The sequence below is a fragment of the Xanthomonas sp. NCPPB 1826 genome (genome assembly GCF_056725285.1).
Genome location: NZ_CM161521.1, coordinates 743432 through 761779, shown reverse-complemented (window position 1 = coordinate 761779; position 18348 = coordinate 743432). Strand labels below are relative to the sequence as shown.

Sequence of the window (18348 nt, the reverse complement as noted above, 5' to 3'; positions counted from 1 at the left end):
ATGCTGGATCTGACGCTTAAGGCAAAAATGCACGTCCAGGCCCATGAGGCGATCTTATCGGATGTAGATCCATTTGATGCAGTTGTGGGCCACCAGCTGTTGCGGTTCCGCAGCCTCTCCCCGTGGGAAAACCTCTACACGCATCCCTGGGCGTGTAAAGAAGTCACTCATCCAGCGGCCATCCTCGACGATGTTGCGCTCGCGCGTGAATCCCATTCGTTCAAGCTGCTGGGTAAGTGATCGAAGTCGAGACCGCAGATCTCGGTCATCGGAGGTGATGCACCGGCCACATTGCGGTCAAAAGGGAATTCGAACCATCGCCCATCGAGTTTGGTTTCATCAACACCAAAGCCGTAACCCCACTCTTTGGTGAGCGGGCCAAAAGCACGGTATCGGCGTTTTTATCGTCTTTCACGAATTGAACCACCTGCCCCATCGCTGAATTCAGACGCTCGGGAGTGAAGTCGGAGATGGTCTGGCTGCCCTTGATCAAGGCAAGCAGTTGGCCAAGTAAATCCTCCGCAGTGAGCTTACCAGGCGGCACCGTGGCAGGGCTGGATAAACTCATGGCAGATGTCTCCGTGACGGTTGCCGGGGCTGAGGTGGCCGCCGTGTGGGCGCATGCGCCCAGAGCGAGGGTGGCCAGCAAGGCGTAGAGGGGGCGCGCGATCATGAAGCGTCCGTTGTGCGCTGGTGTGGCTGCGACGCTAGTGGCATCCGGCACCGAGGTCAATCGCAAGGGGTCTGGCAGCCGCACCATCATCACCGCACGCTGCGCGCCTTGGCCGGCACCTCAACCGGCGGCAACACCTCCATCAACAACTGCCCCGCGCTGGCGGTGATGCGCAGCTTGGTGCCGATAGCAAAGCCCAGTTGTTCCAGCCATAGGCCGCTGAGGCGGACGTGGGGCACGTGCTGGTCGCCGGCATGGTCGTGGGCGCCGGGGTAATGGGTGTAGCTGACGGTGCATTGGCGCGGGCGGCGGGCGCGGCGGGGTGCGCGTAGCGTGCCGGGGCCTTGCGGGGAGGCGTCCGGGTCGGGCGGCAGCATCGGTGGCAGCTTGGTGCAGTCGGGTTCCACAACAACCCACTGCACGCGCTTGGGCGGCGTGGGGCGCGCACGCGTGCGGGTGGGCCGTGCGCTGGCAGATGCCGTGGGTGGGCGGCGGCGTGTCATGGCGCCTCCGGGTGGTGGCGGGTGATGGTTGCAGCGACGTACTGCTGCAATGGCGCAGCCCTGCGTGCCGACAGGCGGCGCGAGGTGTGCGGTAACACAACGAGCTGGCGACTCAGCGGATGCGCGGGATGCTCGCTCGCCTGCTCAACAGCTGCGCCTGCGACGATCCCGCGCAGCACCTCGCCCTCATCCCAGAGCACGCGGCGAGCGGAGGCTGGCAACAGATCAACCGGCACAGATGCCGGCATGGAAAGTGCGGTAGACATGGCAATGCCCTCCTGGAACAACCCAAGAACCGCCGCCGACGGCGACGGGATGTCGGGAGGTTCGAAACCGCAGACAGCCGGCGGGCGTATTTCCCCGAAGGGTGTTGTATTAGCCGCCCTCCCGACGCAGGCATCGCGTCGGCTTGTACCTGCAGGATGCAGGCACAAAAAACCCACCGGTTTGACGGAGGTGGGTACCGCTGTCTGAGGAGTTTCGACGCTCCTTAAGTTGGAGATTGCAACGCACGGATTGCGATGTCAACTGTGGCCATCTGTTCTTGAAAGGCAGATCCAAAAGGCGCGGAAACACAGCCCCTGTGCTCAGAAAGTTAAGATCACAGGCCCGCTACGAACCGGGCGCACTACGAAATAAATTTCGTGCCGTCCCATCATTTCCACCTGGCCGTGTAGGCCAGACACCTTTAATCTTGCCGTATCACTCAACGATGGCAGGTGTCATGGAAAGTAGCGGCGTAGCACCGGTCGTTCCCTTGACCTTCAGGGTATTAGAAGAACGCCTGCGCGCACTACCAGAGTTCCCGGCCGACACTGCCAGCCCAAGCCGCCTCGTGCGCGGCGCAGCCATCGTTATGGCATTGGGAATCGCCCTGACCCTTATTGCTTCGTTCTTAAGCTTTACCAATGTTCCTCCCCAGTTGCTAAAGAAGGCAGCAACGGCTGGCTTCTGGGTTGCATTGGTAGCGCTGATCGTCCTGTTTGTGCTTAGCATCTATGGAATTGTGATTGATCTACGTCGGTGGACAGTAGATCAAGCAATGCGCACTGATCATCAACTGGAGCAATTCATGCAGGAGGTGACTTGGCTGAAAGGGTATCCGGCGGCAACCCTGCAAGTCATGCTAGATCACGCCCGCTACAGTCATATGCGCCGTGCGGGCCGCATTGCGCTATTGGCTGGAAGCATCGACAAGCTAGGACTTCTACCGGTCGCGGTGTCGCTCTTTCTGGTTCTGCGCGCAGGTGGCAATCCTTTAGCAATGTCCCCATTGACAGCAATGGTGGGTATTTTCCTGCTGTTCTTCTGGATGATCTGCTGGGTGGCCACATCTGCTAGGGGTAAGCTTCAGACCTATGAATATTTGCTCGAGATGGCATTGAAGAGCAAAGCGAAAGATGTGGCAGCAACCGACGCACAGACTGCGATGAAACGAGATCAAGTTAAACCGGACTCTGTTACGTCATAGCTCCACTACCTTATGGGAGCATACTTGCAACCGACATCCACATGGATGACCGTCCGTGTGATTGCGGTGAAGCTGTCAAATCATGCAAAACGATCCTCAAGCCAACCGTAGTCCTCTAGCACCACTGGTAGCTGCTAGCCTCTTTTTCATATCGGGGTGCTCTGCCATGCAGCAAGACTCACGGCTCGTGTTTAATACTCAACAGTCTTCCACTGAAGCAAGGCAGCAGCTTGAAGCGGATAATCCGATCGGCTCGCCTCTCACAGCCGCGCAAAAGAATCTTGAGAACCTCGGCTTCCAATGCAAGGTACTTAGCTCTTCGGGGGCAGGTTACAAGGCGTCAGTAGCTTGCAAGCTTCCCTCCATCATGAAAGAAGCGCAGCCCTCGGTGGCCGCGCCACCTGTACCGGTTACATGGATGGTCGGATTTCATTCTGCAGACGGAATCCACCTAAGCAAGCTTATAGTGCACCGAGCTCCGCAGGACATTGGGGAGTAGGCGCCAAGTTATTTTGGCGAATTTACAGATAGGTATTGATATGAATTTGAAAATCAGGCTTACTCTTGCTGCGGGATTATTTGTGATATCAACTTTGACTGCATGTACAGGAGGAAAGATACGCTCTGATTACAAGAAGAAAGATGTTCAGCCCGTCAAGATCGAAAAAGCAGAGGGCAATGCAATCCGAATTAGCTACCACATGCCTGCAGAAAGCCTCTTTTATTCTCCCGGTGTGGATTTCACAAACGACCACGGCGTATTGCGTATTGCCATTCGCAGATGCAGCATCAGTGATAAATGTGACACCATGGCGAAAGTTGAATTTTCCAAGACTGAGCCATCGTCACCTGAGGTCGCCTTACCGTATGCAGGCGAAAAGGTCGTACTGGTCTATGCAGATACCGAAGAAACGTTGACCTTCTAATTCAATCATAAGAACGATAAAAACCGTAATATGCCATTATTCGTGGCAGCAGCAGAGGCCCAGCCACGCTGTCTTTCATGCGACGCTCGAAGTAAGGACCTGCTGCTTCGCCAGCGTCAAGCTCACTTATCGGTCACGCAAGCCAAGTGCCGCCAACTGATAAGTAACCCTGACCCCAGCTATTCCCTCACTAACCGACTCCCTTTCCCAGCCAAACCAACGGCGATCAACCCATCTGCATCGGCGCCCGACTTTGCTCAATTGCGGGTTCCTGCTGTGCTGCCAACGCACGCTCGTGTTGGGTGTTAGAGATTTGCTCGACCTTTGCGAATGACTGCTCGACAGGTGTTTTTGCTGCTTCTTCGGCCTTTATCGATGCTCTGAGGTGAGCAGGGTTACTCAACTCGCCTTGCACTACAAATAGGCGCTGGCCTGCTCCATCACCGGGAGTGTTTCCGAGGACCACGTGGTCTACGCGGCTAAGTCCGCTCTCCTTGGCGGTTGCCAGCAAACTAACGGAAATCTTCTCGCTAGTGGCATCGTAGGCCCTGCCATGTTGCTGATCGATGCCTGCAACCTGTTCCCGAATCGTGTTGAGCATCTCACGATCCTTGTCTGGCAACTGCGCATCACTGATCACGCGCTGCAGGAGTGTCCGCTCCGGCATCGGGTTGTATTGCTCAGTGTTCAATTCGCTGTCGGGAACAGGGGCTTTGATACTACGGATGTACTCAACGTTGCTGAGCGGTTTCAGGCCACCCTCGAAGTCCTTATCCTGTATGAACTTCAGGTCGGTACGATGCAGACCGGCGTAATTGACAGCGCCCCATGTGTAATCGATGCAACTGTTCATTGCGCCGTGATACCGCGTATTGAAGCCGTGTTCGCCGGGCTTTGCACCAAACTCCATCAATTTTTCGTACTGATCCTTGCTGATCTCCATCGTGCGTTGATAGAAAGGCTTTTGGTATTGATCGGCGTCATCGTTGTAGACCTTTCCAGGTCCTGACATCACGCCGTGCTCGATGGGCGCAAACCCGAAGCTGGTTTGTTCCTTCCCGTGCGTGACTGTGTAGTACATGTGCCCTGCCGCTGATGTTCCACCGTCAAGAAGCGGTGTCCCCGGCGCGGCAACGTAGAGAGTGACGGCGTATTTATCGTCCATGAGGTGTTCCTACTTTGATTTGTGCCGGTAAGCGACCAGCAACTCGGATTGGATCGATGCCAACTGCGGCGGCTGGCCAAGCAGCCTGATCCTCAGCTGATACCTGCCAGGCTGAATTCCTTGCGCCCATGCAAAGGCAAGCTGCGTGTAGCGACGTTCTGGAGATTCCAGACCTGCAGATTGAAGGGACGAGCCATCCACCTCGTCCAGCCACACGCCTGGAACACGCCCGTCTGCATTCACAGCGACGGTCCGAGCGGGAACGCCTGCCTGCGATTCAACACGCACCAATGGCATGCTGATTGCGCCGCTTGGTTCGAGCCGTTTCAGAACAAGCTCAGCGTGCAGGCCGGATCTGCGGAGCGCTTGAGCAGCTTCAAGTGACTTCAGAGCATCCTCGTCACCGATGCGGATACCCAGGAAGAGTGTGTCAGTCGCATTCTTGCCAGGAGGCCGCACGTTGAATTCGACCACCATCGGACTGGTCATCCCCGCCAACTGCAGCGGTCGTACGATGGGAACCTGCCCATCAGCCGCAACGCGCGTTGGCACGTCCTGCGTCTGGGTTGTCTGTGCCTGGCAACCTGTCAGCAGCGAGATGCCTGAGCAGACCAGAACACACAGCAGAAGCTGCCCGTATCGTTGCATGTGTATCCCTTCACTTTAAGCAAGACTAGCGAGCCGCGCGTCTATGGCTCTGCTTATTTATACACCGCTGACAGCGGCAAGGTCACTTCCTACGCAAATTTCAGGCTGCGGCCTTACCCTTTGGCAGGGTGTCCCTCGCTGTCAGAACCAATACCTTGCTGCGAGTCTTGCTAGGTGGCCAGACTTCCGCATATCGACCTTCCCGGTATCCCGCAGCACATCATGCAGCGCGGGAACAATCGCTTGCCGTGCTTTCTGGATGATGGCGACCGATTGCGCTACCTGCATCTATTGCGTGATGCCCTATACGCCATAGGCTGCCAGCTGCATGTCTATGTGTTGATGGACAACCATGTGCACTTGCTTGCCACGCCTCCAGCAACGGGATGGATCGGGCAACTGATGCAGCGGCTTGGGCACAACGTACGTGGCGCTGTTCAGTGGCGGCCACGGGCGCACCGGCACACCATGGGAAGGGCGCTACAAAGCCTGCCTTTTGGACAGCGCGGACTACGTCCTTCGCGGCTATCGCTATATTGAACTCAACCCGGTACGTGCTCGCCTGACCGACGACCCGGCGGCGTATCGCTGGTCCAGCTGCCCAGCCAACGTAGGCCAGCGCAGTCACTCCGCATTGACACCACATCCCTATTGGCTCGCGCTTGGCAGCGACCCAATCGAGCGATCCGACACCTACCGTGCCCTGCTCGATGAAGCCCTCTCCAACGAACTGCTCGCCAGCATCCGCCTTCATTTACAGCAGCAGCGAGACCTTGGCCACGATGCCTTCCGCGCGATGGTCGAAGCCAAGACCCGCCGCTTTGCAAGCGTCAGGACCGCTCATCGGCCAAGCAAATCAAGCGCCGTCGACTGATAAGTGAACCTGACCCCGCCACTCTGACCCCGAACCTGACCCCGTTACTCGGGATAGAACGCTTGCACACACTGCCCGACGCAGTGCGCGAGCAGATGACGCTGGTGCCGTAAAAACGTGGGGATACCGGAGAACCTGACCCCGTTATTGGTAGACCCCATTATTGTGATTCCTTCTACTAGATCTTCTTTCCAAGCATCTGTTCCAGCTGGTTCATGTAAATGTTGAGCTTTTTCAATACATAATCAGCAATAACACCTGGCTCACTTTTTGTTGTGTGGTGAAATTCCACACAAATCTGCTTGTGAGGAAGATCAATAAATAGATCGGGAATCAGATTGGGAATCCATGGATGCGGGTGATCTGGCATAACCTTGAAGCCAGAAAGCTCCTGGAGAGCCTTGGCAATAGCTTTGTTTACCACTTTATCAGAGCCTCCACCATCCACCATCCAATTAATCAAAGACGTGAAAAGAGGAGCTGCTTGCTGCATTGTAAGTGCAGCAGGCCCACCCTTGCGCTTGCCCTGCGGTGACAGTTCACCGTTAAGTTGTTTGTATAGCGGAGTTCTTGAAAGAGTGCGCTTGGCATCCCCTTTATCTTTCCAGGTTAAAGGTGCAGCACTCAATATCGCACTCATCGCAGCTGATTCGGAGTAAGATGCGGCACACGACAAAAGCGTGTTGGTAGGCAGAAACAAAATACGCGTTTTTAGCGCACCGTAGAGAGCGATTTGCAGCCTTTTTGCAGTCCAAATCGCACTTCGTTGATTATTCCCATGAACGTATTCGAACAACTTATCGTGAATTGCAGACCAGTTGTCTTCAATTCGTTGACTCCGGCGGGCAAACTGAGAAACAACAGACTCAGCATCTTCATAAGAAAATATAAACCAAACCTCTGTTGAGGTGGGAATTTTAGCGCGAATTTGCTGTTGATACCCCGTAGTTTTTCTCCATCTTTCTTTAAGCATCTCCAGATATTCACGCAACGTCCTTTGAACTTCAGGGAGATTTTTGAAATCAGTAAAAACCTCTTCGAGATCATCATTTGTAAGAGAAAAGTCGGAAAGCTCCATTCCGTCATTCAACACGGAAATTGTTCTTTTCGATATGTCTACAAATTTCTCTTGAGAAGGGCCATTGAATTCAATAACCTCTTTTGTTCTGTAAAAAAGCGTCCCCGATACATCTGCAGCGTGGGCCCGCATAACGTCGACGTCACTGCGCTGAGTAACTGGCCATATCAACAGCAAGGGCTTAGTTCGCAATAGTCCATTCAGCCGCCTAAAAAACCCTTTAATGTCTTCAGGCTCAAAATCACTTAGATTCTCCAAGTAATTTATTACAACATAGGCGGGACCCTTATCCTTAACAATCTCAGCCTTATCACCAACTCGAACTAGCTCTTCGTATAGCCCGACCAACTTTAGATCAGACGTAAACGTGGTGGCATGGATGTGATGCAAGCCGGAAACTCGTAGCGAGGGCCTCCAGCTTAGAGATTGAATAAAAGTTGATTTACCTAGACCTGGCCGTCCAAGTAAAAAGACGAGCTTTCCAGAATTTTTCAGAGCGCCCGCAATTTCGCTTATTTGGACTTCAACATCAGGCAAAGGCTCTACAAATTCGATAAATTTCTGGGTAGCAATACCTTCTTCGAAATGGCTACGAATTTCCTCAAAAGAGGTTTCAAGAATAAGCTCGCCCATGCAAATCTCCAGGAACTTCTTTGTGATTTAGCAAAGAAAAGACGGCCGAAGCCGCCTCTTCTACACATCGTTTAGCGAAATCAAACCCCAACAGGATTCGCCTTCTCAGGATCAATCTTGTACTGCTTGATCGCCCGGGCTACATCCTTACCCGTCATCTTGCCGTCCTTCGCCAGTGCGGCAATCGCCGCGTGTGCGATGTAGTAGCGGTCCACTTCGAAGAAGCGGCGCAGGTTGGCACGCGTGTCCGACCGACCGAACCCATCCGTGCCGAGCACGGTGTAGGTCATCGGGACAAAGGCGCGGATCTGGTCGGCGAAGGCGCGCACGTAGTCGGTGGCGGCGATGGCCGGGCCCTGGCGGCCTTCCAGCAGCTGGGTGACGTAGGGCTTGCGCTGTTCGGCCTCCGGGTGCAGGCGGTTCCAGCGTTCCACGGCGTAGCCGTCGCGGCGCACTTCGTTGAGGCTGGGGCAGGACCAGATGTCGGCGGTGACGCCGAAATCCTTGTCCAGCAGCTCGGCCGCGGCAATGGCCTCGCGCAGGATGGTGCCGCTGCCCAGCAGCTGCACGCGCAGCTCGCCCTTCTTGGGCTTGCCGGCGTCCTTGAGCAGGTACATGCCCTTGATGATGCCCTCGGCTGCGCCGTCCGGCATGCCGGGGTGGGCGTAGTTCTCGTTCATCAGGGTGATGTAGTAGTACTCGTCGATCTGGTCTTCCATCATCGCCTTCATGCCGTGCTGCATGATGACGGTGACTTCGAAGCCGAAGGTCGGGTCGTAGCTACGCACGTTCGGGATGGAGCCGGCGATGACCTGGCTGAAGCCGTCTTCGTGCTGCAGGCCTTCGCCATTGAGCGTGGTGCGGCCGGCGGTGCCGCCGAGCAGGAAGCCACGCGTGCGCATGTCCGCTGCCTGCCAGGCGATGTCGCCCACGCGCTGGAAGCCGAACATGGAGTAGTAGATGTAGAACGGCAGCATCGGCACGTTGGACACCGAGTAGCTGGTGCCGGCGGCCATCCACGAGGCGATGGCGCCCGGCTCGCTGATGCCCTGCTGCAGCACCTGGCCGGTCTGGTCTTCGCGGTAGTACATCAGCTGGTCGGCATCGACCGGCTTGTACTTCTGGCCGAACGGGGCATAGATGCCGATCTGGCGGAACATGCCTTCCATACCGAAGGTGCGCGCCTCATCGGCCACGATCGGCACGATGCGCGGGCCCAGTTCCTTGTCGCGCAGGGCGATGTTGAGGCTCTGCACGAAGGACATGGTGGTGGAATAGCTGCGCTCGCCGCTGTCCTTGAGCAGGCGCTCGAACTTGTCGAGCGTGGGCGCGACGAACGACTTGCTGGCCTTGGGACGGCGCGACGGCAGGAAGCCGCCCAGCACGTTGCGGCGTTCTTTCAGGTACTGCACTTCCGGGGAATCTTCGCCGGGGTGGTAGAACGGCACCTGGCCGTCTTCCAGCTGGGCGTCGGTCACCGGGATGTTGAAGCGGTCGCGGAAGTGCTTGACCGCCGCGTCGTCCAGCTTCTTGGTCTGGTGGGTGGGGTTGAGCGCCTCACCGGCCGAGCCCATGCCGTAGCCCTTGACCGTCTTGGCCAGGATCACGGTGGGCATGCCCTTGGTGTTCACGGCCTGGTGGTAGGCGGCGTACACCTTGTGCGGGTCGTGGCCGCCACGGTTCAGGCGCCAGATGTCGTCGTCGGACAGGCCGGCGACCATGGCCGCGGTCTCCGGGTACTTGCCGAAGAAGTTGGCGCGCGTGTAGGCGCCGCCGAAGGCCTTGCAGTTCTGGTATTCGCCGTCGACGGTTTCCATCATCAGCTTGCGCAGCACACCGTCGGTGTCCTTGGCCAGCAGGGCGTCCCAGTAGCCGCCCCAGAGCAGCTTGATGACGTTCCAGCCGCCGCCACGGAACACGCCTTCCAGTTCCTGGATGATCTTGCCGTTGCCGCGCACCGGGCCGTCCAGGCGCTGCAGGTTGCAGTTGACCACGAAGATCAGGTTGTCCAGGCCTTCGCGGCCGGCCAGCGCAATGGCGCCGAGGGTTTCCGGCTCGTCCGACTCGCCGTCGCCGATGAAGCACCACACCTTGCGGTCGGACTTCTCGATCAGGCCGCGGTTTTCCAGGTAGCGCATGAACTGCGCCTGGTAGATGGCGGCCAGCGGGCCCAGGCCCATCGACACGGTGGGGGTCTGCCAGAACTCGGGCATCAGCCACGGGTGCGGGTAGGAGGAGATGCCCTGGCCGTCCACTTCCATGCGGAAGTTGTCCAGCTGGGCTTCGCTGATGCGGCCTTCCAGGAAGGCGCGGGCGTAGACACCCGGGGCGCTATGGCCCTGGATGAACAGCAGATCGCCCGGGTGCTGGTCGCTGGGCGCGCGCCAGAAGTGGTTGAAGCCCACGTCGTACAGCGTGGCGCTGGAGGCGAACGAGGCGATGTGGCCGCCCAGGTCGCCCGGCTTGCGGTTGGCCCGCACGACGGTGGCCATGGCGTTCCAGCGGATGATCGAGCGGATCTTCCACTCCAGCGCGGAGTCGCCAGGGTTCTTGGCCTCGTTGGCCGGTGCGATGGTGTTGACGTACTCGGTGGTGGGCGAGAACGGCAGGTAAGCGCCGGCGCGGCGGGTCTGTTCGACCATGCCTTCCAGCAGCTGATGGGCGCGCTCCGGGCCTTCGACGTCGATGACGGCCTTGATCGATTCGAGCCACTCCTGCGTCTCAAGCGGGTTCGGATCGTTGTGCAGCACTTCGTTCAACCAGTTCATTAGCGCTCCCGGGGGGACACACCCCGCGGGTGTGTCGACATCGTGAATTCGTGAACCCCCAAGTGTACCGCACGCACCTGTTGCCATTCCTCGCTACGGGTGCGTATGGAATGGGACGGTGTCGTGCGCGGGTGGGGTACCGATGCCGGCTGGGACGACGATCCGGTGCAGCGGGCGCTGCCGGTATACGACCAAAGGATAAGGGCCACCGGCCGGAATGGACCGACACGCATACCCCGTAGGAGCGCACCCGGGCGCGAAAGGCGTTACCGGCAAAGCCCGGTCGCGCCCGGGTGCGCTCCTACGCCTGGGGGATGCGCCTGGCGCCCTGTAGGAGTGCACCTGGGCGCGAGGGGCGTTACCGGTGAAGCCCGTCGCGCCCGGGTGCGCTCCTACGGTGGGGGGTCAGAACGCTTGTAGCGCTTCGGTCAGCTGGCCGTTGTTGTTGACCGCGCCCATGGTGTAGCCCTGCCAGCCGGGGTAGGCGTTGGGCTCCCAGTAGAAGATGCCGAGCACGCGCGATCCGATGGCGCTGCTGCGGTTGAGCAGGTTGGTGAGCATGGCGCGGGTGGTGGCGGCCTGCTGCCAGTCCATGCCGACCTCGGCCACGATCACGTCGCTGCCGTAGCGGGAGATCATGTCGCGCATGTTGGTGTCCAGGCGGCTGTTGTAGTCCTGCCAGCTGCCGACCGGCGGGTAATGCGACATGCCGATGACGTCCCACTTGCCGCCGGCCGAGCGCAGGTTGTCGAAGAACCAGCGGAAGTTGGCGTTGTCGTAGCCGTTGGCCAGGTGCACGATGACCTTGGCGTTGGGGTACACCGCCTTGGTGGCGTTGTAGCCGCTATTGATGAACTGGCCCAGCGTGGCGAAGTTGGGCGTCTTGCCCTCGTTCCACAACATGCCGCTGTTGATCTCGTTGCCCACCTGCACCCAGCTGACGGTGATGCCGTTGTCCTTGAGGTATTTGAGGATGCCCTGGGTGTGGCTGTAGACATCGGTATTGAGCTGGGCGACGGAGTGGCCCGCCCAGGCGGCTGGCTTGGTCTGCTTGCCGGGGTCGGCCCAGCTGTCGCTGTAGTGGAAGTCGATCATGATGCGCATGCCCTGCGCGGCGGCGCGCTTGGCCTTGTCCAGGGTGTCGCGGCCATCGTTCCAGCCGCCGGACGGGTTGACCCACACGCGTAGGCGGATGGCGTTGCCGCCCACATCCTTGAACAGCTTGATGAAGTCGGTGGTGTTGCCGGCCGCATCGCGAAACACCTGCGGCGGGTTGGCCGCGGCCTGCTGGTTGAGCCAGCTGACATCGGCGCCCTTGGCGATGCCCTGCGCACCGGCGCCCGCGCTGAGGCCACCCAGCAACAGCACCAGCAGCAAACGGTGGTACCCCTTGCGAAAAACGTGCATGAACCCTCTCCCTTGATCGATGGATGTCGCGCCACATGGCGCCCTGCCTGATCCCCCTGAACTCGCCGCGTGCCTGTGGTGATGCGGCGCTGCCCGCAGCGGCCAGACACGCCGCGAAACGGTGGCGATTGCAGCACGGCGGCGCAATGCGGTCGCGCTCGCTATAGCTGCTGCGTGGTTGCGGCATATCTCGCGGCGGCAAACGCCTTGCGCCAGCGAACTGGCGATATTTTCGCCAGCGCATTGTTGTGCGGATGCAACAGAAAACCGGCGCGGTAGTGCGCAGCGGGTCTGCGATTGGCGATCGGTCGCTGAGGTGACAGGCGTGGTCGACTGTTATGGCAGCACAAGCAGACCTGGGCTCGATGCGATGCGGTGCGGCGACGTGCTGCCGACTTCCCGGCACCGGGGCGCGTTGCTGGAAGCGCACATCCTCGCCGTACGTACGCCGCTCACCGCTCACCGCGCGCTGTGACTGTGACTGTGACTGTGACTGTGGTTGTGGCTGTGGCTGACAGCTGATTCTGGAACGACCACCCCGGCTCGATCACCGTCACCGGCGCTACGCGGCAAGCTGCGATTCCAGCTCGACCGCAGCAGCCCGACGGGTGAAGACCGCCCGGCTTCCAGCTGCCCTGACCGCTCGGCGTACTCGACACGCTCGCGTCCATGGATGGGCAGCGACCGAAACGAAAAACGCCGGGCAAGCCGACGTTTTTCTGTACACCACGCGATGGCGGCAGTTAGCGGATCGAAGCGTCGCCGCGTCAGCCCTGCGGGTCGGACGCAGTCACCGCATCAAGCGCGACTCCCAGCGCGTAGGGAGCGGCCGTCAGATGGTGCGGCTGGCGCGCCCGGCACTGCAGTGAACGATTGGTCCACGCCGATTCCGGACAACGGCTGCGCCCACCTGACGGCTGCGCAGCCGTTTTGTCGGCCGCTTCGCGCCCATGCATGCATGAGCGCACTCAGCCCAGCGCGCGTGCGCCCTGCTGTTGCTGCTGGGTCTGGGTTTGCTGCTGCTCCAGCGCCAGCGACTGGCGTGCGGCATTGTCGGCCACGCGCTGGCTGCTCTGCTCCAGCGGGGTGTTCATCGCGGTCATGGTCTCCACGCTGACACGCAGCTGCGCGGGGTCATCCACGCGGCCCTGCACGGCGAAGGTGCGTGCGGCATCGGGGCTCATCATCACTGCGTCGATGCGCTGGCCACCGGCGGCGTGCATTTCCGAGGCGAGCGAGCCGGACAACTGGGCGCTCTGCTGGTCGGGCGCGCGCCCTGCACGTGCGTCCTGTGCGTGCACGCCACGCTGCGCGTCCTGGAACAAGGCGTTGCCCACATGCCCCGGCTGATCGATACGCAGCGAGGTGTGCTCGTTACCGTGCTCGCGTGCATCGCGCCTGGCAGGCTCGCCCGGAGCGAGCGGGCCGCGGATGGCGTCGATGGCGTCCTGGCCGAGGCCACGACCGCTGCGGCTGATGACGGTGATGCCGGCGCGGATCTGATCCAGATCGGTGCGGTACTCGTTGATCATGCGCTTGTTCGTTTCCGCAAGCGTGCGCGCACCTGGATCGCTGAGGACGGAACCTTCCTTCAAGAAATTGTCGAGTTTGTGCGCGCCTAACGAGGTTCCTGCAGCGAGAACCGGAGAATCCGGAATCAGAAAGTTCGCTCTGCTATTGCTGTAACCGGCGTGACCGAGCGTACTAATCTCATCCGGCCTTGCGTAGATGCGCACCTGGCCGAAATGCGGCGACGCTGCACTCACCGGGTCGGATGCCATCACATGGTTCACCATGTTGTTACCGCCTTCCGGGATCCGATAGGACAGGCTGGCCGCACCATACGAATTGAAGGTCTCGCCCTTGAGGTCGTAGTGATGTGCGGAGATCTGCGCGAGCGCACCACCGAGCGAATGACCCGTCATCGTCACTTCCGGTTGATGCCCGGTCCGGTTGCCGTAGTCCTTTGCGTAGTCAAGTGCATGCTTGGTCAGCGCCAGCGCATCGTCGGCTTGCGGGTTGTGACGGCTGCGCACCATTGATGCATCGGTCAGGATGTCATCGATCTTGCCCTCGGTGCCGCGATGCGCGACAACGATCTCACCAGTGCTTTCACGGCGATAGATCGTGCCCTGATAGCCGGTAGCCTTGTTGTCGACATGCTCCAGGATGGCGTACTTCTCGTTTCCGACCGGAACCAATTCCTCATGACCCGGCGCACGCCGTCCAACCGCGTGATTCTTATACGTATCCTCGGACAAGTCGGCGTAGTGCTGCGATGGGACGGTCATGGCGCAACTTCCTTGGCAGCCAATGTGATGGTGAAGAGATTGTCGCGGATCTCCGGCTTGAACTTGTCCGGGCTCAGCTCACCGGTGTCCGGAAAGCTCTTGGACTCCGAGCGCGGATACCCTTCCTTCCAGTAGTACTTCGTCTGTGGCTGCTGCGCAGTCACCGTCTTGCCTTCGATAAACGACAGGAAGCGGGTCTCTTCCTCTGCACCGGTGGCCTTCAGCAGCACGCTGGCACCGCTGAATTCCCAGTGGCAGACGCCGCGACCGTAATAGTCCTCGTCCTGCATCAGGTCCAGGTAGACGGTGCCGCGGTACTCGGTGTCGGAGATCTTCTTGAGTGCGAAGTCTTCCTGGCTGGTGATGCGCCCGGCGGTGCCGGTTTCGGGCTGGATCTTGCCGCATTCGGCTTCGTTGCTGACGTCGTACTGCGCCGCGCCCTGCACCAGGCCGAAGGCGCCGGGCGCCTTGTCCAGCGTCAGCGTGACCTCGTAGGCCTTGCGCGGGTTGGGATTCAACTTGGCAAGGCCGCGGCCACCGGCCTCGACGTCGGCTACTGCGGCGGCCTCGGTTGCGGGGGATTGGGTCTGGGTCATGCTGGTCTCCGGGGCGTTACAGGCCGTAAGAAAAAGGGCCAGCAGGCTCGGGGTCAGAATCTGGCGCAAGGCCGGCCTCCATGGCGATAGGGGGAGTCAATCTAGTTTGCTTGACCCGCTGGGGTCAATTTACGGCAGCTGAGGATGAGGCGGCCGTGAGCCGGTTGCCGGCGGCCGCAAAACTGCCATGATCGGGGCCATCCGCCGCCACGGAAGCGCGCCATCGCCACGGGTCCCACATCGCCAGCCGACAGCGTGGCCGTCACCCCGCGGGTGCACTGGCGGCACAGCCTGCGCATGCGCGTGTTGCTGGCCGCCACCGCGGTGCTGGTGGTGTTGCTGGCGTTGCTGGGCACGGTGTTCTACCTGGGCGCACGCGCCGAGCTGGTGGAGGCGGCGCGCACCGAGGTGGATGGCCTGACCGAGCAGACCGCACGTAGCCTGGCGGCGATGCTGGACTCGGTGCAGGTGAGCGGCCGCACGCTGGCGGCCAGCAGCAGCGCGGTGGGGCTGCAGCCGTTCAACCTACGCGCGCTGCTGCTGGCCACGCTCAGTGGCGACCCGGATATCGGGGCGGCGCGGTTGATCATCGAGCCGCGCACGCAGAAGGCGCGCGACACCGGGTTTGTCTGGTACGTGCATCGCGACGGCACGCGCGTGCTGGAGAAATCGGTGCAGGACCTGGGCTACGACTACCGCGCGATGCCGTGGTATCTGCGCACCCAGCGCGAAGGACGCGCGTGGTGGTCGGAGCCGTACCTCAACGCCAATGGCGGCAACGCGCTGTACACCAGCTACAACCTGCCGTTGCGCCGGCCGGGCGATGCGGTGGATGCCGCGCCGGTGGGCATGGTCAGCGTGGACCTGCCGCTGCAGCACCTGCGCGAGATCATCGACCAGCTGCCGCGCGACATCGGCATCCAGCCGATGCTGCTGTCGCCCGAAGGCATGCTGGTGTTCAGCCCCGACCCGGCGCTCAACCTGCGTTACACGCTGGAGCGTTACGTGGCGCATTCGCGGCCCGACCTGCTGCCGTTGCAGCGCGCGGTGGCGGCGGGCCAGCCGATCTCGTTTGCGCACACCGCGCCGGATGGCGAGCGCTTTTTGACCCATAGCGCGGCGGTGGGGCGCAGCGGCTGGACCTTCGTGCTGTCCGCCTCGGAAGGCTATGTGCTGGCGGGCCTGAACTGGCTGGCCGCGTGGGTGGCGCTGGCGGCGTTGCTGGGCGCGGTGGTGTGGTGGTGGCTGATGGGGCGGATCACGCGCAAGCTGACGCGCCCGATCGAGGAATTGACCGATACCGCCGAGCACTTTCGCCGTGGCGAATTCGCATACCCGCTGCAGCACATCGAACGCCGCGACGAGGTGGGCGTGATGGCGCGTGCGTTCGACAGCGCGCGCGATGCAATCCGCGACCACATCGCGCAGATCGGCGAGATGACCGCCGCGCGCGAGCGCATGCACAGCGAGCTGCAGATTGCGCGCGAGATCCAGCAGGCGATGCTGCCCTCCGGGCGCACCTTCGACCGTGCCAGTTCGCATCTGGAAACCTGCGCCTGGCTGGAGCCGGCCAAGGCGGTAGGCGGCGACTTCTACCACTTCGTCGAGACCGAGCCGGGGCTGCTGTGGTTTGTGGTGGGCGATGTGTCCGACAAGGGCGTGCCGGCCGCCCTGTTCATGGCGCGCGCGGTGAGCGTGCTGGAAATCGCCGCGCGCCGGCATACGCGCCCGGACAGCATCCTGATCGCCGCCTCCACGCGGCTGGCCGAAAACAACGACACCTGCATGTTCGCCACGGTACTGTGCGGGGTGATCAACGTGGTGAGCGGCGACTACTGGCTGGCCAGTGCCGGCCACGAGCCGCCGGTGCTGATCGACATCGACGGCAGCGCGCGGCCGTTGCCGCTGGACACCGGCGCCCCGCTGGGGATCGAGCCGCAGGTGGCCTACCCGGTGCTGCAGGGCCGCATGAGCGCCGGGCAGACGCTGCTGGGCTATACCGACGGGGTGACCGAGGCGATGGACGAGCAGGGCGCCAGCTACGGGCTGGAGCGCCTGCTCGGCGCCTTGCGGCCACGCCGCAGCGCGGCGGCGCAGTGCAAGGCGGTGATCGCCAACATCGCCCACTTCACCGGCCAGGCCGACCCGTACGACGACATCACCCTGCTGGCGATCCGGCTGCGCCAGGAGCATGCTGGGCGGGTCGCAGACGCTGGCCGGGACGCACCCGGAAAGGCAACGACCTGATGAAGCTCGACCTGGCCATCGCGCCCTCGCTGGCCCAGCTGGCCGGCGCCAACGACGCGCTGGAACACTCGCTCACGCTGGAAGGCCTGCACGCCGAGCGCATCGGCCAGGTGCGGCTGATCGTGGAAGAGCTCGGCTGCAATGCGCTCACCCACGGCCAGTGCGCCGAGCAGCCGCTGCGCCTGCAACTGCAGCTGGACCCGCAGGCGCTGGTGCTGGAGATGCACGACCCCGGCAGTGCGTTCGACCCCACCACCGCCGCGATGCCGGACCTGAGTGCCGAGCTCGACGAGCGCGCGATCGGTGGGCTGGGGCTGTTCCTGGTGCATCAGTTCGCCGATCACATCGACTACCGCCGCGATGGTGCATACAACGTGGTGCGCGTCACCCTGCTCCACCCGTACGCCCCCGTCCCCGAGGCCCTGTCATGACCACGCTCGCCATTCAGATCGACCCGCCGCAGGACACCCGTCAACGCGTCATCCTGACCGGGCGCCTGGACACCCACACCTACCAGGATCTGGACGCGGCGCTGTCGCCGCTGCTGGGCACCCTGATCACCACGCTGGTACTGGACCTGACCGCGCTGGAATACATCTCCAGCGCCGGCATCCGCTGCATCTTCAAGGCGCGCAAGGCACTGGCCACGCACCAGGGCAAGGTGCTGGTGACCAACCCGCAGCCGCAGATCCGCAAGGTCTTCGACATGGTCAAGGCAGTGCCGCTGAGCGATGTCTTCGCCTCCACCGAAGAACTGGATGCCTACCTGGCGGCGATGCAGCGCAAGGTCATCGAACAGCATGCGCAAGGCGATACGCCGATCGTGCCGCATTTCGCCGAGGCCTGAGTGCGGCCAGCGCCGCACCGCGAACCAACGCCGGCTGGATGTAGGCGGCGCGCTTGGCAGAAGGATACCCGTGGTACATCCCGACCCCGGCATCGGACGCGCGCCGTCTGGCGATGATTGCAGTGGTTGTGCCGACCGCTTTGCGGTGTCGCCTCGCCTGTGCGCACATCGGTGGGCATGTCTGCGGACGGCGCGTGTGCAGCAATGGTTAGGCTATGACG

At 61.2% G+C, this 18348-nt stretch carries 16 protein-coding genes and 1 pseudogene; 7 read left to right on the top strand and 10 right to left on the bottom strand.

Annotated elements, in window-relative coordinates; genetic code table 11:
- Positions 1 to 54 precede the first annotated feature (54 nt).
- The 3 genes and pseudogenes from AC1PLA_RS03315 to AC1PLA_RS03305 all read right to left on the bottom strand — a co-directional run bounded on the left by AC1PLA_RS03315 (position 55) and on the right by AC1PLA_RS03305 (position 1442).
- Positions 55 to 673: pseudogene (locus AC1PLA_RS03315) on the bottom strand (hypothetical protein).
- Between the two features lie 89 nt (positions 674 to 762).
- Positions 763 to 1176 (bottom strand): SymE family type I addiction module toxin, encoded by a 414-nt coding sequence (locus AC1PLA_RS03310; RefSeq protein ID WP_104601117.1) that lies wholly within the window; start codon positions 1174 to 1176, stop codon positions 763 to 765.
- On the bottom strand, positions 1173 to 1442 hold the full coding sequence (locus AC1PLA_RS03305; RefSeq protein ID WP_104593049.1) for a hypothetical protein: 270 nt from the start codon (positions 1440 to 1442) through the stop codon (positions 1173 to 1175). Before AC1PLA_RS03305 ends, AC1PLA_RS03310 begins: the two co-directional genes overlap by 4 nt.
- Positions 1443 to 1900: 458 nt before the next feature.
- Here AC1PLA_RS03305 and AC1PLA_RS03300 point away from each other — a divergent pair, with 458 nt between their 5' ends.
- The gene (locus tag AC1PLA_RS03300; protein WP_349779717.1) at positions 1901 to 2647 is read left to right on the top strand and encodes a hypothetical protein; all 747 of its coding nucleotides are present in this window, start codon (positions 1901 to 1903) and stop codon (positions 2645 to 2647) included.
- 539 nt (positions 2648 to 3186) lie between these two features.
- A complete protein-coding gene (locus AC1PLA_RS03295) occupies positions 3187 to 3573 on the top strand; it encodes a hypothetical protein (protein ID WP_349779718.1) in 387 nt (128 codons plus the stop codon).
- 226 nt (positions 3574 to 3799) lie between these two features.
- Here the strand turns inward: AC1PLA_RS03295 and AC1PLA_RS03290 are convergent, their stop codons facing one another.
- Together AC1PLA_RS03290 and AC1PLA_RS03285 are read right to left on the bottom strand one after the other, a co-directional pair.
- Positions 3800 to 4738 carry an XVIPCD domain-containing protein gene (locus tag AC1PLA_RS03290; protein WP_481105591.1) on the bottom strand — a complete coding sequence of 313 codons (939 nt, stop codon included), beginning with the start codon at positions 4736 to 4738 and terminating at the stop codon, positions 3800 to 3802.
- Positions 4739 to 4747: 9 nt separating this feature from the next.
- Positions 4748 to 5386 carry a hypothetical protein gene (locus AC1PLA_RS03285; protein WP_481105590.1) on the bottom strand — a complete coding sequence of 213 codons (639 nt, stop codon included), beginning with the start codon at positions 5384 to 5386 and terminating at the stop codon, positions 4748 to 4750.
- Between the two features lie 222 nt (positions 5387 to 5608).
- On the opposite strand from AC1PLA_RS03285, the gene AC1PLA_RS03280 reads away from it, so the two are divergent.
- Positions 5609 to 5926 (top strand): transposase, encoded by a 318-nt coding sequence (locus AC1PLA_RS03280; protein WP_481106151.1) that lies wholly within the window; start codon positions 5609 to 5611, stop codon positions 5924 to 5926.
- Entirely contained in the window at positions 5814 to 6260 is a 447-nt protein-coding gene (locus tag AC1PLA_RS03275; RefSeq protein ID WP_481105589.1) for a transposase, read from the top strand. Before AC1PLA_RS03280 ends, AC1PLA_RS03275 begins: the two co-directional genes overlap by 113 nt.
- A 178-nt stretch (positions 6261 to 6438) precedes the next feature.
- Here AC1PLA_RS03275 and AC1PLA_RS03270 read toward each other — a convergent pair whose 3' ends face one another.
- The 5 genes from AC1PLA_RS03270 to AC1PLA_RS03250 form a co-directional block, all read right to left on the bottom strand.
- A complete protein-coding gene (locus tag AC1PLA_RS03270) occupies positions 6439 to 7971 on the bottom strand; it encodes a P-loop NTPase family protein (protein ID WP_481105588.1) in 1533 nt (510 codons plus the stop codon).
- Between the two features lie 80 nt (positions 7972 to 8051).
- Complete coding sequence (gene aceE, locus AC1PLA_RS03265; RefSeq protein WP_481105587.1) at positions 8052 to 10739, bottom strand: pyruvate dehydrogenase (acetyl-transferring), homodimeric type; 2688 nt, start codon at positions 10737 to 10739, stop codon at positions 8052 to 8054.
- Between the two features lie 405 nt (positions 10740 to 11144).
- Positions 11145 to 12146: an arabinogalactan endo-1,4-beta-galactosidase gene (locus AC1PLA_RS03260; RefSeq protein ID WP_104571011.1), complete on the bottom strand. Its 1002-nt coding sequence runs from the start codon at positions 12144 to 12146 to the stop codon at positions 11145 to 11147.
- A gap of 968 nt (positions 12147 to 13114) precedes the next feature.
- Complete coding sequence (locus AC1PLA_RS03255) at positions 13115 to 14437, bottom strand: XVIPCD domain-containing protein (protein WP_349779725.1); 1323 nt, start codon at positions 14435 to 14437, stop codon at positions 13115 to 13117.
- The gene (locus AC1PLA_RS03250; RefSeq protein ID WP_065048411.1) at positions 14434 to 15033 is read right to left on the bottom strand and encodes a hypothetical protein; all 600 of its coding nucleotides are present in this window, start codon (positions 15031 to 15033) and stop codon (positions 14434 to 14436) included. The genes AC1PLA_RS03255 and AC1PLA_RS03250 overlap by 4 nt, the downstream gene beginning before the upstream one ends.
- 297 nt (positions 15034 to 15330) lie before the next feature.
- Between AC1PLA_RS03250 and AC1PLA_RS03245 the strand changes: the two genes are divergently transcribed.
- The 3 genes from AC1PLA_RS03245 to AC1PLA_RS03235 are packed head-to-tail and all read left to right on the top strand — an operon-like array spanning position 15331 to position 18127.
- Positions 15331 to 17280, top strand: a complete 1950-nt coding sequence (locus AC1PLA_RS03245; RefSeq protein WP_202397483.1) for a SpoIIE family protein phosphatase — start codon at positions 15331 to 15333, stop codon at positions 17278 to 17280.
- Positions 17280 to 17711, top strand: a complete 432-nt coding sequence (locus AC1PLA_RS03240) for an ATP-binding protein (protein WP_005923812.1) — start codon at positions 17280 to 17282, stop codon at positions 17709 to 17711. The genes AC1PLA_RS03245 and AC1PLA_RS03240 overlap by 1 nt, the downstream gene beginning before the upstream one ends.
- Positions 17708 to 18127: an STAS domain-containing protein gene (locus AC1PLA_RS03235; RefSeq protein WP_104596965.1), complete on the top strand. Its 420-nt coding sequence runs from the start codon at positions 17708 to 17710 to the stop codon at positions 18125 to 18127. Before AC1PLA_RS03240 ends, AC1PLA_RS03235 begins: the two co-directional genes overlap by 4 nt.
- Positions 18128 to 18348: the final 221 nt, after the last annotated feature.